The following is a 15,186-nucleotide window of genomic DNA, read 5'->3' as shown; positions in this document are numbered from 1 at the left end:
TTTGTTTTAACGGATAAATTCTACCAAAACAGAATCGGGATATATCAGTTTAAGGCTTTGTTCATCCAGCTTTTGGATCACAAATTTGGTATATGGCTGGTTACCCTCAAAAGAAGTGAAAATGGTATCGCCCTTAGTAAAATAATCTTCGGCGCTTTGCTCATCGCCATCTATTATAAATTTTTTAGCCGTAATTTTCAAGGTGGTTTCTTTATCCTTCGACACCCAGTTTCCCTGTAATTTTGTGTTAACCTGCTTTTTATCACAAGCCGTAAGCATCACTATCCCGGTTAATAATGTAAAGGTTAAAGCATGTTTTTTCATCGTGATAAGATAATAAAAAAAGCATCTGCCAAGTAACAGATGCTTTTTTTATTTGCAATTATTTTACCGGCTTATCTACCAGTTTGGCTTTAGGCACATATATGTGGCGGCCTTTTTTGTTTACGTAATAGTAATACGAGTTTTTATCGATGTAAATAGTTTGGCCTTGCGGGCCTACTTTTTCATCATATTTTTTGTCACTTACTGCAGATGCACCTTTAGAGGCAAGCTCTGCTGTTTTATTGCCAACTGCCTTGCCTGCTTTTTTGGTAGAATTCCAGCCTTTTTTAGCCGTTGTACCAATCTTTTGGCCAAGGGTAGTATCTTTATGTGTTTGTGCGAAAGCCGATGATGCTGCAAATAATGATGCCGCAAACAGAACTGATTTAAATAGCTTTTTCATTTTTAAGGTTTTGTTTAATTAACTGTATCAGTTAACTCAATTTCTCTGCCAGCTTTTGCATTTCGGTAACAGGGTGCCCTTTCTTGTACAAAATAGCATAAACAGCCTCGCAGATAGGCATATCAACCTGGTATTGCCTGTTTACCTGGTGTAGGCAATTTACTGCATAATAACCTTCAGCTATCATATTCATTTCCAGTTGGGCCGATTTTACGGTGTACCCCTTGCCTATCATATTACCAAAGGTGCGGTTACGGCTAAACTGAGAGTAAGCGGTAACCAGCAGATCGCCCAGATAGGCTGATTCTTTGATATCCCGGTCTATGGGGTGTACCTGGTCAACAAAACGCTCCAACTCGCGGATGGCATTAGATATCAATACCGACTGAAAGTTATCGCCATATCCCACACCGTGGCAAATGCCGCTGGCAATGGCATAAACATTTTTTAAAACAGCGCCATACTCGGTGCCGTATATATCATCAGATACAATGGTTTTGATGTAGCGTGTACTCAGCATACCGGCAAACTCGGCGGCCAGCAGGGTATTTTTTGATGCAATGGTTAAATAGGATAATTTTTCAAGCGCTACCTCTTCGGCATGGCAGGGGCCGCTTATTACCAGGATATGGTCAAATGGCACCTTATAGTTTTCGTTTAAAAACTCACCGATGATCTTGTTCTCATCGGGTACGATGCCTTTTATGGCCGATACTATTTTTTTACCCTCCAGATCTGCCGGGGTAATCCCCCGCAGTGCTTCTTTTAAAAAAGCAGCCGGTACGTTAAGCAATACAAAATCGGCAACCTGTATCAGCGATCTCAGATCTGTAGAAATATTTTGTGACGGCACCTTTATTTCAACCGAACTTAAATAATGCGGATTATGCCTGAATTTATGGATATGCTGAACCGCTTCTTCATTACGCATCCACCAAAAAATCTCTTTTTCGGCAGCGTTATCGGTAAGCATTTTAATATTAGCCGTGGCCCAGCTTCCGCCGCCCACAACAGCTATCTTGTTTTTTTGCTTAAGCATTAAGTATTAATGTCTCACCCGGGTAATTGGTTTTACCGGTGGATACAAATTAATGAAATATTATTGGGAAGCTGAAGAGAAAGCTGATAGGCCTTGTATCTAAGCTATTGCCAATAAGTGTTCACGTTCACGGTGTGAACACTGTGAACTTTTCACAATCGGCTTATAATCAAGCAATTCAAATTTAGCAAGGTGACAAAATAGCGCCACCACCAGCAAACGGATAAATGCTATTGCTGGTAATTGCCTGCCGGTGGCCGGATACGCCTTCAAAATGGCTCTAAATCGCCCCAAAAACGCCCTGAAAATACAAAAGGTGAAAAGTTCTGAAACCTTCCACCTTGTACTTTTAAACTTTCAGCTTAAAACCTATTTCTTGGCATCGGTATTAAACAGCTTTGATTTATCCACCTTCTCTACCAGCATGCCATCTTTTAATGTTTTGGAGATGGCTGCGAATGGTGCAGATATCACTTCTTCGCCGCCCTTAAGGCCGGATAGGATCTGGATATAGGTGTCGTCCTGTATGCCGGTTTTCACTTCAACCTGTTTTACTTTGCCCGCCTGCAATACAAATACATATTCTTTTGATGGCGCGGCGATGGTTGTTTTCTTATCGTCCTTCTGTTCCTCTTTTGCTTCGGGTTTCTTTTCGTCGCGCGTGGTGACAGATTGGATAGGGACCGACAGCGCCTTCACGTGGTTGGTTTGAATATCAACCGTAGCGGTTAAACCCGGGCGAAACGGTGAATGATTGGCCGCATTTTTTTTCAGCAGGTCGATATACGATTGTGCCGTGATGCGCACTTTAACCGTAAAATTGGTCACCTGGTCGGCATTGGTGCCCACCACATTTGCCGAACTGCCTATCTCAATCACCTCGCCGGTGAATTTTTTACCTAAAAATGCGTCAATCTCAATCTGCGATTGGTTGCCTACAGCAATGCGGTTGATATCGTTCTCGTTCACATCCACATTTACATCCATCTTGCTCAGGTCAGATATGGTCATGATCTCGGTACCGGCAAACTGTTGGGTACCTAACACACGCTCGCCCTGCTCTATAGATAGTTTTGATACCACGCCATCAACCGGGGCATAAATGGTTGTTTTGGCCAGGTTATCCTGTGCCTCTTTAACAGATGCCTGCGATTGCTCTAACCCGAATTTAGAGCCTACAACATTTTGCCTTGCAGCTTCTAAAGATGCCTTTGCACCTTCGTAATTCGCTTTCGCCTGCTCAAACTCGGCAACGGTTAATACTTTTTTATCAAAAAGTTCTTTACTGCGTTTGTAAATGGATTGCTGGTTGGCAAAGGTGGCTTCTGATTGTTTGAGCATTTGCGCAGAGTTGCCAACACTTGCTTTTTGTGTGTTGTATGATGCCACCGCCCTGTCATAGCCCGATTTGAGTATATCCGGGCGAATGCGGCATAGCAGCTGGCCTTTTTTAACCACGTCGCCCTCTTTAATGGGCAGTTCTACCACCTCACCAGATACTTCGGGGCTGATCTTAACCTCGATGTGCGGTTTTATTTTACCGCTTGCAGATACCGTTTCATTAATATCGCGGCTTTCGGCCTTTTCAACGGCAACCTGCGTTAGCTGCGGCTTGCCTATAATGCCCGTTACTTTACCTATTACTAACAGTACTATAAGTACGCCAAGGCCTATCAAAATATATTTAGTAGTTTTTCCCATAATAATTTCAGGATTGTTTTGTGTTAAAGGGTTATCGGGTTTCCAAGATAATAATCAATTACTTTGCTTCTGAACACTACCTCGTACTGCGCCTGTATCAGATCAAACTGCGACCGGTTTAAATTGGTTAACGATGTGTTATAATCAAGCGAATTAACCAGGCCTACATTATACCGTTGCTGCACCACGTTAAAGGCATCTTTATTGGCATTGTATGTTTGCAGCGTGCTTTGGTATTTTTTGTTGGATGCCTGCACATCCCAAACCGCCTGGTATATTATTTTACTAAGGTTGTTTTTAGCCAGCTGTGCGGTAACAAGCGCATTCTCGTTAGTTATTTTAGCTTTACGTACAGAAGTACGCGCTGTAAAACGGTTAAAAATAGGGATCTGTAAGCTAATCCCTACAGACTGGTTAAAGTTATCTGTTAACTGCCTGCCAATAGGGTAATGCAACAGCGGTACCGAAAAATTTGGCGATACGATGGCATTGGTTGTATTCTGCACAAAGCCCAAAGTATCTAACCTGCCGGTGGCAAACGGTGTACCGGCCAAACGCCTGGCATCAGAGTAGTTTGTACCTATCTGGCCAAACAATACCACACTTGGGTAGTAGTTGCCTCTGGCAACTTTAATATCCTGCTCGGCAGCTTTTTGCCTGGCTTCTGCAAGCGTTACATCGGGGTTTACAGCTAAGGCGGTTCTTAAAACAGCCTCCGGGTCATAAACGGTGCTATTATCTTTAAACTTGCTGATGTCCGGCTTTTCAAAAGCGATGCGGGTTGCCGGCGGCATCTCCATATACTGTTTTAAAGTAAGTACCGATAGCTCTAACTGGTTTTGCGCATTGGTATAGTTTAAATCGGCGGTTGATTGCTGCGCTTTGGCCTGCGATAGGTCTGCCTGCGTTTGGTTACCTACGTCAAAGTTCTTCTGTGCCCTGTCCAGCCCTATTTTGGCAATATCAATTTGCTGCTGGGCAGCAATTACCAGATCCTGATTGGTTAAAATTTGCAGGTATTGGGTAACCACATTTAAAATAAGGTCGTTTTTTATTTTAGCGGTGTAACTGCGGTCGGCGCCAAGCAGCAATTTGTTCTCGATGATCTGGTTACGCAATTGCCCGCCCTGAAACAAAGTAACCTGGGTAGACAGGTTACCGCTTAAGGCAAAAATACGCTGATTGGTAAACTGGTTGGTAGAAGGGTCGATATTACGGCCAAAGTTAAACGAGCCCTGTGGCCCTGCCGTTAAATTTGGCAACTGGTTGTATTTAGATTGCTTCAGCGTTTCTTCTGATAAGGCTTCACTAAATTGTGCCTGCTTTATGGTTAAATTGCGTTCGAGCGTCAGATCGATGGCTTTTTGCAGGGTAATTACCTCTTGCGCCTTAACCGTAAAATTAACCGCCGAAAGTAACAGGAAGCATGCAATACTTATTTTTGTGATTGGTAAGTTTAGTTTCATAATAATTATATACAATTGTAAGTAATGCTACTTACTTTGCAAGCTCTTTTTGTTTGGTTAAATATAAGCACATAAACTTTCGCGCATCATGTATCTGGTAAAAACTCCCTGGTGGCTTAAAAAGCTATACCCCCAATTAATTTGGGATGCTAAACCCGGTACCCGGTGTATTTATTTGACTTTTGACGACGGGCCTATACCCATTGTTACACCCTTTGTGTTAAATATTTTAAAAAAGTACAATGCCAAAGCCACCTTCTTTTGCATTGGCGATAATGTGCGTAAGCATCCGGATGTATTTGCCGACGTAAAAAAGGCAGGCCATGCTATAGGTAACCACACTTATAATCACCTTAAAGGCTGGGATACGGACGACCATACCTACCTGGAAAATTTTTTACAAACCGATAAGATGCTGAACACCCCGCTTTTTCGCCCGCCCTACGGGCGCATTAAACGGCAGCAAGTTAAACTATTAAAACAAGCCCGCCCCGATCTGCAGATAATTATGTGGGATGTACTTAGCGGTGATTTTGATTTTGCCCTTAACCGGCACGAGGCGCTGAACAACGTTTTAAAAAATTTGCAGGATGGGTCTATCGTATTGTTTCATGATAGCGTGAAGGCTTTTCATAAACTGGAGTATGTACTGCCCCTGATGCTTGCGCATTTTAGCAAAGCAGGCTATACTTTTAAAGCGCTGGATGCGGCGCAGTTTACAGCGCCGGGGGTATAAATTAAAACGGAAACCAAAGCAGTTTAAGGGCGGATAAGGCCATTTGCAACAATTTGTGTATATTCTTGTTGCTGTTCTATTGATCCACTAATTAAACCCATTATGAAAACATGGCTATGGACAGCTGCTTTGGCGGGTACTTTGTTGTTGGGGGCATGTAAAAAAAATTCGCCCGGCACAGGTACGCCAACCGCCCCCGGCAGCACTGCCGGCCTTACCGATAAAGTTGTGACCGACAAACTTACCCTGCCCTGGGAAGTTTTGTGGGGGCCTGATAATAAACTGTGGATAACCGAGCGTGGCGGCAAGATCAGCAATGTAGACCCTGCAACCGGTGCTATCACTGTAATTGCAACTTTAAGCGATGTGGTATCACGCGGCGAGGGCGGTTTACTGGGCATGGTGCTGCATCCCGATTTTACAACAACACCCGAAGTTTTTGTAGCCTACAATTATGATAAGAATGGCACTTACACCAAAAAGATCGTAAAATTCACCTACAGCGGCGGTACGTTAATTAATCCCGTTGTATTGATAGATAATATCCCCGCAGCTAATATCCATAATGGTACGCGGCTGGCTATCTCGCCGGATAAAAAACTATTTATTACCAGCGGCGATGCGGCGGCAGCATCACGCGCACAGGATAAAAATAACCCGGCAGGTAAAATTCAGCGGATCAACCTGGATGGCAGTATCCCGGCAGATAACCCTACCGCCGGCAGCCCGGTATGGAGCTACGGGCACCGCAACCCGCAAGGCCTTGTTTTTGTTGGCGACCGCCTTTACAGTTCGGAGCATGGCAACAGTACCGATGATGAGGTAAACATTATCCAGAAAGGCCGCAACTTTGGCTGGCCCAACGTAGAGGGGCTGTGCAATACCGATGCCGAGAAAGCTTTTTGCTCGGTAAATGATGTAGCCGAACCCATACAGATCTGGACGCCAACCATCGCACCATCGGGCATCGATTATTATAACAAGGATGCTATCCCACAGTGGAAAGGATCGTTACTGTTAGCCGTATTAAAAGACAGCGAACTTTTGCAGCTGAAACTTAATACCGCAGGTACCGCTGTAGAAGCTGTGCATACGTTTTATAAAGGCAAATACGGCCGCATGCGGGATGTAGCCATTTCACCCGCAGGCAAGGTTTACATCATAACCAGCAACGGGAGTAATGACAGGCTGATAGAGGTGAGCGGGAAGTAGGTATTTAAATATGCTAAATGATGGTTCAAATATTATCTTTATGCCATGAAGCCACATTTATGGATTAACTGTATTACTTTTAATAATGATTATACACTTCAATTAAAGGATGGCTCAATTACAGTTTTTGTTGGTCCCAACAATGCAGGAAAAAGTGCCGTATTAAAAGAAATAAGCCAACTGTTACAAAATAGTAATGAAGCTAATAAGAAAGTTGTAAAAAGCATCTCTTTATCAATCCCATTTGATTTAGTCAGTGTAGAGCAGTATTTACAACAGTTTCTAACAGCTGACGGAGTAAGTTATTCAACTATTAACACATTTACCAGAAAAAGTGACTTTAAATACACATTTTCAAAATTCAATAAAACACTTGCTGATGCGAAAGGATTCTTTGTTCAAGAGTTATCAACTGATCAAAGGCTTACAGGGATTTCTCCCCCAGATAATATTAATAGATTAACGCAACCACCATCACATCCAATTCATATCATACAACTAAAAGATAGTTTAGAAACAAAATTTACAAGTTATTTTAGAAAAGCTTTTAACAAAGATATAATCGTTAATCGTGGAGCGGGAAATATTGTTCCTCTACATGTTGGAAAAGCTCCGGCTTATGATTCAATTAATGATCGAGTCTCCGAAAAATATTTAGATGAGCTTTCTAAACTTGATCTATTACATCTACAAGGTGATGGAATGAAAAGCTTCACTAACGTCTTTCTAAATTTATATGCACGCGATATGTCAATAAATATAGTAGACGAGCCGGAAGCTTTTTTACATCCACCACAAGCAAAACTGCTTGGTCAAATGATTTCTAAAGAACTAGACTTTAATAAACAATTTTTTATTGCCACACATAGTGAGCATTTCTTAAAGGGCTTGTTAGACTACGCTGGTGACAGATTAAATATTATTCGCATTCAGCGAAATGAATATGTTAATTCTTTCTCACTCTTAAAAAATGATGAAATCAAAAATATTTGGAGTGATTCATTACTTCGACATTCAAATATTTTGGATGGCCTTTTTCATTCTGAAGTAATAGTTTGTGAAAGCGATTCTGACTGCAGATTCTTTTCAGCAATACTTACTGCAATATCTGAAGTTAATGATAATCCTGTTCCTGATATATTATTTGTGCAGTGTGGAGGTAAACACAGATTCCCAATTGTTATCAATGCTCTAAATAAATTAAATGTACCACTTAAAGTAATTGGAGATTTTGATTTGTTTAATAATGAAAATCCTATTAGATTTATGTATGAGGGCTTTGGCGGGACTTGGGCTGACATAGAAAAGGATTTTAGAATTGTCAAAAATTCAATTGATAAGAAGAAGCCTGAATTACAAAAAGATGATTTAAAAGAATCTATTAACAAAATCATATCATCAATAGACGGAAATGTGATATCGGATACTGATTTGAAAAGGATGAAAGATGAACTAAAAAAAGCTTCTCCTTGGTCTGAGGCTAAATTAAATGGCAAATCGTTTATTCCTTCAGGAGAGGCGACCAGAGCCTATAACGAGATAAATGCGCAATTAGAAAGCAAGGGGATTTTCATTCTGGATATAGGAGAAATTGAAGCATTTGATAAAAGTTTCGCGTTACATGGACCCAAATGGGTAAACAAGGTTTTAGAAAAAGATTTAATAAATAGCCCCGATTTACAATCTGCCCGAGATTTTGTTAGTAATAAACTATTGCAGAAGATTGTTATTTAGAACATATCCAAATAACAATTGTACAAAGGGCTGACTGTGAATAAAGTTTATATTTTGTAAATTCGCGGCTGACAGCCGGAAACGGTTTTGTCGATTCTTTTTACCACTAAAAAAATCAAACATTATGGCTTTTGATTTAGATATGATCAAAAAGGTTTATGATCGCTACAGCACCCGTGTGGATGCTGCCCGCAAAGCGACCGGTAAATCTCTAACATTAACCGAAAAAATATTATACGCTCACCTTACAGAAGGCGATGCTAAAAAAGCTTTTGAACGTGGTACCGACTACGTTGACTTTGCACCAGACCGCGTGGCGATGCAGGATGCAACCGCGCAAATGGCATTGTTACAATTTATGCAGGCGGGCCGCCCGCAGGTTGCCGTACCATCTACCGTACATTGCGACCACCTGATACAAGCAAAAGTAGGCGCCGTTGCCGACTTAAATACGGCGGTTGATATTAACCGCGAAGTTTACGATTTCCTTTCCTCTGTATCTGATAAATACGGTATCGGTTTCTGGAAAGCCGGTGCAGGTATCATCCACCAGGTAGTGTTAGAAAACTACGCTTTCCCCGGTGGTATGATGATAGGTACCGATAGCCACACACCTAACGCAGGTGGTTTGGGTATGGTTGCCATTGGCGTTGGCGGTGCCGATGCCTGCGATGTGATGGCAGGTTTACCATGGGAGCTAAAATTCCCTAAACTGCTGGGGGTTAAATTAACCGGTAAACTATCCGGATGGACATCGGCTAAAGATGTTATTTTGCGTGTTGCCGGCATCCTTACCGTAAAAGGTGGTACCGGTTTTATTGTAGAATATTTTGGCGAGGGCGCACGCTCTATGTCGGCCACCGGTAAAGCAACCATTTGTAATATGGGTGCCGAAATTGGTGCAACCACTTCTATCTTCGGTTACGACGAAAAAGCGGCCATTTATCTGAGAGGTACCAAACGCGAAGAAATTGCAGATATGGCCGATGCCATTGCAGCGCATTTAACCGGCGATGAGGAAGTTTACGCTAACCCTACCGAGTATTTCGACCAGGTTATCGAGATCAATTTATCAGAACTGGAGCCGCACGTTAACGGCCCTTTCACACCGGATCTGGCGTGGCCGATATCTAAATTTGCACAAGCTGTTAAAGAAAACAACTGGCCGGAGAAATTAGAGGTTGGTTTGATAGGATCCTGCACCAACTCGTCTTACGAAGATATTACCCGTTCGGCATCTATTGCCAAACAGGCTATTGATAAAGGTTTAGAAACCAAGGCTGAATTTACCATCACCCCGGGTTCTGAACAGGTACGTTACACGGTAGACCGCGACGGTTACCTGAATACTTTTGCCGCAATGGGCGGTGTAGTACTGGCTAACGCTTGCGGCCCATGTATTGGCCAGTGGGCACGTCATACAGATGACCCTACACGCAAAAACTCTATCATTACATCGTTTAACCGTAACTTTGCTAAACGCCAGGATGGTAACCCTAATACACATGCTTTTGTGGCCTCTCCGGAGATTGTTACTGCGTTTGCTATTGCCGGCGACCTTACCTTTAACCCGCTTACAGATACCTTAACCAACAAAAATGGCGAACAGGTTAAATTTGATGAGCCGCAGGGTATAGAAATGCCGTTGAACGGTTACGCTGTTGAAGATGCCGGTTACCAGGCACCTGCCGAAGATGGCAGCCAGGTACAGGTTTTGGTGAGCCCAACTTCATCGCGTTTACAATTACTGGAGCCGTTTACCCCCTGGGAAGGCACAGATATTACCGGCCTTAAATTGTTAATTAAAGCCCGTGGTAAATGTACTACCGACCATATTTCGATGGCAGGCCCGTGGTTAAAATTCCGTGGCCACCTGGATAACATATCAAACAATATGCTGATAGGTGCCATTAACTACTTTAACAACACGGCTGACAGCGTTAAAAATGAATTGACAGGCGAATACGGCCCGGTTCCGGCCACACAGCGTGATTATAAGGCCCATGGCATTGGTTCTATCGTTGTTGGTGACGAGAACTATGGTGAAGGTTCATCACGCGAGCACGCGGCGATGGAGCCACGCCACTTAGGCGTACGTGCCATACTGGTAAAATCATTTGCCCGTATCCACGAAACCAATCTGAAGAAACAAGGTATGCTGGGTATCACCTTTGCAGACCCTAACGATTACGAAAAGATCCAGGAGGACGATACGATAGACATTACCGGCTTAACCACCTTTGCCCCCGGCAAACAGTTAACCGTAGTGTTACACCACAAAGATGGTTCAACAGAATCGTTCCCGGTAAACCATACTTATAATGCGCAGCAAATTGAGTGGTTTAAAGCAGGCGGTGCACTAAACATCATCCGCAGGCAAATGGTTAACTAAGCTAAAAATCCAAAGTAAATTTTATAAAGCCTTCCCGAATGGGGAGGCTTTTTTTGTGGCGCTATTTTAGCGTGTAACCTGTGGTATGACATGGTTACACAACAAAGGCGACAAGTAAACTCGTCGCCTTAAATCTCGTAACTAATCTCCCACTAAAACCTTTCTTTCAAAAACTTGCCGGTATAGCTATCCTTTATCTTTATCAAATCTTCGGGCAGGCCTTCAAAAACCACTTTACCGCCGCGGTCACCGCCTTCGGGGCCAATGTCTATCACCCAGTCGGCACATTTTATCACGTCCATATTGTGCTCTATCACGATGATAGTATTGCCGTGCTCTAACAGCGCATCAAATGATTTTAACAGCTTTTTAATATCGGCAAAGTGCAAACCTGTTGTAGGTTCATCAAATATAAAGAGCGTTTTATGCGTGTTGTTACCCTTTACCAGGAAAGATGCCAGCTTAATACGCTGTGCCTCGCCGCCCGACAGGGTGTTTGACGACTGCCCCAACTGCACATAACCCAGGCCCACATCAACCAAAGGCTTTATTTTGGCCAGGATCTTTGGTTCTTTAGCAAAAAACTCCAGGCCTTCGTCTATCGTCATTTCCAATACCTCAGAAACGTTCTTGTCGTTATAGGTGAGGTCTAAAATATGCTGTTTAAAACGTTTGCCGTTACAAGCCTCACAAGTCAGGAAGATATCTGCCATAAATTGCATTTCTATCTTCACCTCACCTTCGCCCTGGCAAACATCGCAGCGGCCGCCCTCTACGTTAAAAGAGAATGCCGACGGCTTTAGCCCGGCAGCTTTGGCAGCAGGCAAGGCTGCATACAGGTTACGGATCTCGTCCCAGGCCTTTACATAGGTAACCGGGTTAGAGCGCGATGAACGGCCTATGGGGTTTTGGTCAACAATTTCTACCTGTTCTATTTTGTTGTAGTCGCCCTCAATGCTATCAAAAGATCCGCTTTGGTCGCCGTTATAATTACCCAGGGTTTTTTGCAGCGCCGGTGCAAAAATGCGTTTAACCAAACTGGTTTTACCCGAGCCGGATACCCCTGTTACCACGGTAAGCACACCTAACGGAAACTTGGCATCGGCATTTTGAAGGTTATTTTCGCGAGCACCTTTAATCTCGATAAAATCGCTCCACTTACGGCGGCTTTTGGGGATAGCGATCTCTTCGCGGCCGCTCAGGTATTTGCCGGTAAGGCTATTATCATCTACAATGATCTGGTCATAAGTACCGGTAAATATCAGGTTGCCGCCATGGGTACCGGCCTCGGGGCCAATATCGATGATATGGTCGGCCGCTTTCATGATCTCTTCTTCATGCTCAACCACCAAAACGGTATTCCCTACATCGCGCAGGGATTTTAAAACGGTTATTAACCGCTGCGTGTCGCGCGGGTGCAGGCCTATACTGGGCTCATCCAGCACATAAATAGATCCTACTAAACTACTGCCCAAAGAAGTAGCCAGGTTAATACGCTGCGATTCGCCGCCCGATAAGGTATTGGATAAACGGTTAAGCGTTAAATAGCTTAACCCCACATCGTTTAAAAAGCTTAGGCGATTGTTTATTTCCAGCAACAGGCGTTTACCTATCTTAAGGTCAGTTTCGTTTAATTGTATCTGGCTAAAAAAGTCCAGCGCGGTATCTAAAGGCATCAATACTACATCGGTAATTGATCTGCCTTCTATTTTAACATAAGTAGCATCTTTACGCAAGCGGCTACCCTTACATTCCGGGCAGGTAGTTTTACCACGATAACGGGAAAGCAGCACACGGTACTGTATTTTGTAGGTCTGCTCTTCCATTTCTTTAAAGAAGGCATCTAACCCACGGAAGTATTGATTACCCGTCCACAGTAAATGCTGCTCTTTATCGGTAAGCTGGTTATACTGGCGATGGATAGGAAAATCAAACTTTAACGAGTTTTTCACCAAAACATCGTTCCATTCGCGCATTTTTTCGCCGCGCCACGGGGCAATAGCACCTTCATAAATGCTTTTACTTTTATCGGGGATAACCAGGTCGGCATCTATGCCGATAACCTTACCGTAGCCCTCACATTTTTTGCAGGCGCCATAAGGGTTGTTAAAACTAAAAAAGTTTGCGGTAGGCTCTTCAAAACGAATGCCGTCCAGTTCAAAACGGTCGCAAAAGAAACGCTCCACTTCTCCGTTTTCAGAAGTCCTCTCCTTTGGATAGGATTTAGGTGAGGCCTCTTCAGGTTCGTTGTACCGCACATAGCAATCACCTTTGCCTTCAAAAAATGCGGTTTGGATACTATCTGCCAAACGGCTGATGGTTTCTTCTTCCTCGTTCTTGGTTACACGGTCAATTACAATGCGCACATGCGGGTCAACACTGGTGGTAGGCTCATGGCCGGCCTTATCCGCTTTTTTGCCTTTTGCTTTTTTGCCGGTTTCTATAGATGCATTATCAATGGTTTCATCTTCCAGTAAAGCCTCAATGCGCGAGATCTGCCCGTCGTACTCCACCCTTACAAAACCCTTTTGCATTAAAACAGCCAACTCCTCTTTAATGGTACGGTTGTTATGCGGGTGCAGCGGGCAAAGTATGGTAACCTGTGTATCATCTGCCAGGGTGGTAATAAAATTGATCACATCGGTAACGCTATCCCTTTTTACGATACCGCCGGATACAGGCGAAATGGTTTTACCTATGCGCGAAAAAAGCAGTTTAAGGTAATCGTAGATCTCGGTAGAGGTACCCACCGTTGAGCGCGGGTTGCTGGTAATTACCTTTTGCTCAATAGCAATAGCAGGGGCTATACCCTTTATATAATCTACATCGGGCTTATTCATACGGCCCAGAAACTGGCGTGCGTAGGAAGAAAGGCTCTCTACATACCGGCGCTGCCCTTCGGCATAAAGCGTATCAAACGCCAGCGACGACTTGCCGGAACCCGACATGCCGGTTACCACCACCAGCTTGTTCTTAGGAATGGCCACATCCATATTTTTAAGGTTGTGTACCCTTGCCCCTTTTATAATGATATTTTTTTGCGGATCTTTTTCTGCTTCTTTGATCATAATTTCAGTTCATAGTTGATGGTTCACAGATCATGGCAGAAGTTTGCATTGCCGGTTAAACCTAAAAGAAAACCTGTAGTCTAACCAATAGTTTTGCAACGAACGATGATCTATTAATCATGAACTTTTTGGAAATGCAAAAATCCTAAAATATTTAGCTTAATCCAAATAGGTTTTGGTAATTGTGGGGCTTAATTAGTTACAGATAAAAGAGTTTGCATTGTAGTGACACATCGCTTTTAAGAAAACATACCATACCCGTTTAAAAAATATTTGTTTTTATTTTTTAAGATTATTATATTTGAGGGTAACATTTTTCTTAACCCTAAAAAGAAACGCTATAGATATAACTCTACTTTTAATAACGAAAAAAAAATTAATTTAGTTTATTAGTAGTTTTCTATGGATTTTCAATTGAAAAGTGATCAGGATCTAATCCATCTTTACATCGCCGGCGACGAGGCCGGGCTTGTTGAGCTCATCAGGCGGTATCAAACCAAAATTTACACTTCTATTTATTTGCTGGTTAAGGACGAAGCCCTTGCCGAGGATATTTTTCAGGATACGTTTATTAAAGTTATCAATACGCTAAAAGCAGGTAAGTATAACGAAGAAGGCAAGTTTTTGCCCTGGGTAACCCGTATAGGGCATAACCTGGTTATCGACCATTTTCGCCGTGAAAAACGCGCGCCGATGGTAAGTAATGGCGACGACTTTGATATTTTTGAGGTACTGGGCAATTACGACGAAAGCGCCGAAGACCGGCTGGTGCGCGAGCAAACGCATAAGGACCTGAAATCGCTGATCCAGCTTTTACCGTCTGAGCAAAAAGAGGTTTTGATAATGCGCCACTTCGGCGATATGAGCTTTAAAGAAATTGCCGATGTTACCGATGTAAGCATCAATACCGCCCTGGGCCGCATGCGCTATGCGCTGAATAACCTGCGCAAAATGATGCAGAACAAAGAAATGAGCTTAAAAAATTAAACTTTTATACGCGTAACAACAATATTGCAAGCCGCCCCCGCAAGGGGCGGCTTTTTTTATTTGGCAGCCACAATATCAAATGCCATGCTATCGTTTAAATTTCGATTTTATGATGAAAATTTTT

11 protein-coding genes are annotated in these 15,186 nt (G+C 43.0%); 5 read left to right on the top strand and 6 right to left on the bottom strand.

Going from position 1 to position 15,186, the window contains the following annotated elements:
- Nucleotides 1-6: 6 nt before the first annotated feature.
- The 5 genes from E2R65_RS05660 to E2R65_RS05640 all read right to left on the bottom strand — a co-directional run bounded on the left by E2R65_RS05660 (nucleotide 7) and on the right by E2R65_RS05640 (nucleotide 4,933).
- A complete protein-coding gene (locus tag E2R65_RS05660; protein ID WP_134335526.1) occupies nucleotides 7-324 on the bottom strand; it encodes a hypothetical protein in 318 nt (105 codons plus the stop codon).
- 58 nt (nucleotides 325-382) lie between these two features.
- On the bottom strand, nucleotides 383-727 hold the full coding sequence (locus E2R65_RS05655; RefSeq protein WP_134335525.1) for a hypothetical protein: 345 nt from the start codon (nucleotides 725-727) through the stop codon (nucleotides 383-385).
- A gap of 31 nt (nucleotides 728-758) precedes the next feature.
- Entirely contained in the window at nucleotides 759-1,766 is a 1,008-nt protein-coding gene (locus E2R65_RS05650) for an NAD(P)H-dependent glycerol-3-phosphate dehydrogenase (protein WP_134335524.1), read from the bottom strand.
- A gap of 369 nt (nucleotides 1,767-2,135) precedes the next feature.
- Complete coding sequence (locus tag E2R65_RS05645) at nucleotides 2,136-3,467, bottom strand: efflux RND transporter periplasmic adaptor subunit (protein ID WP_134335523.1); 1,332 nt, start codon at nucleotides 3,465-3,467, stop codon at nucleotides 2,136-2,138.
- 23 nt (nucleotides 3,468-3,490) lie between these two features.
- Nucleotides 3,491-4,933, bottom strand: a complete 1,443-nt coding sequence (locus E2R65_RS05640; RefSeq protein ID WP_134335522.1) for a TolC family protein — start codon at nucleotides 4,931-4,933, stop codon at nucleotides 3,491-3,493.
- An 88-nt stretch (nucleotides 4,934-5,021) separates the two neighbouring features.
- On the opposite strand from E2R65_RS05640, the gene E2R65_RS05635 reads away from it, so the two are divergent.
- The 4 genes from E2R65_RS05635 (at nucleotide 5,022) to E2R65_RS05620 (ending at nucleotide 11,007) form a co-directional block, all read left to right on the top strand.
- Nucleotides 5,022-5,669 carry a polysaccharide deacetylase family protein gene (locus E2R65_RS05635; RefSeq protein WP_134335521.1) on the top strand — a complete coding sequence of 216 codons (648 nt, stop codon included), beginning with the start codon at nucleotides 5,022-5,024 and terminating at the stop codon, nucleotides 5,667-5,669.
- A 102-nt stretch (nucleotides 5,670-5,771) separates the two neighbouring features.
- Nucleotides 5,772-6,881: a PQQ-dependent sugar dehydrogenase gene (locus E2R65_RS05630; protein ID WP_134335520.1), complete on the top strand. Its 1,110-nt coding sequence runs from the start codon at nucleotides 5,772-5,774 to the stop codon at nucleotides 6,879-6,881.
- Between the two features lie 45 nt (nucleotides 6,882-6,926).
- Nucleotides 6,927-8,615 (top strand): ATP-dependent nuclease, encoded by a 1,689-nt coding sequence (locus E2R65_RS05625; protein WP_134335519.1) that lies wholly within the window; start codon nucleotides 6,927-6,929, stop codon nucleotides 8,613-8,615.
- 124 nt (nucleotides 8,616-8,739) lie between these two features.
- Nucleotides 8,740-11,007, top strand: coding sequence for an aconitate hydratase (locus tag E2R65_RS05620; RefSeq protein ID WP_134335518.1), 2,268 nt, complete (start codon nucleotides 8,740-8,742; stop codon nucleotides 11,005-11,007).
- Between the two features lie 152 nt (nucleotides 11,008-11,159).
- Here the strand turns inward: E2R65_RS05620 and uvrA are convergent, their stop codons facing one another.
- The gene (gene uvrA / locus E2R65_RS05615) at nucleotides 11,160-14,075 is read right to left on the bottom strand and encodes an excinuclease ABC subunit UvrA (RefSeq protein WP_183500337.1); all 2,916 of its coding nucleotides are present in this window, start codon (nucleotides 14,073-14,075) and stop codon (nucleotides 11,160-11,162) included.
- 402 nt (nucleotides 14,076-14,477) lie between these two features.
- On the opposite strand from uvrA, the gene E2R65_RS05610 reads away from it, so the two are divergent.
- Complete coding sequence (locus E2R65_RS05610; protein WP_134335517.1) at nucleotides 14,478-15,062, top strand: RNA polymerase sigma factor; 585 nt, start codon at nucleotides 14,478-14,480, stop codon at nucleotides 15,060-15,062.
- Nucleotides 15,063-15,186 lie beyond the last annotated feature (124 nt).

The sequence above is a fragment of the Mucilaginibacter phyllosphaerae genome, assembly GCF_004378255.1.
GTDB classification, from domain to species: domain Bacteria; phylum Bacteroidota; class Bacteroidia; order Sphingobacteriales; family Sphingobacteriaceae; genus Mucilaginibacter; species Mucilaginibacter phyllosphaerae.
Note: the sequence above shows the minus strand (reverse complement) of the source record. Positions and strands in the feature narration are given on the sequence as shown.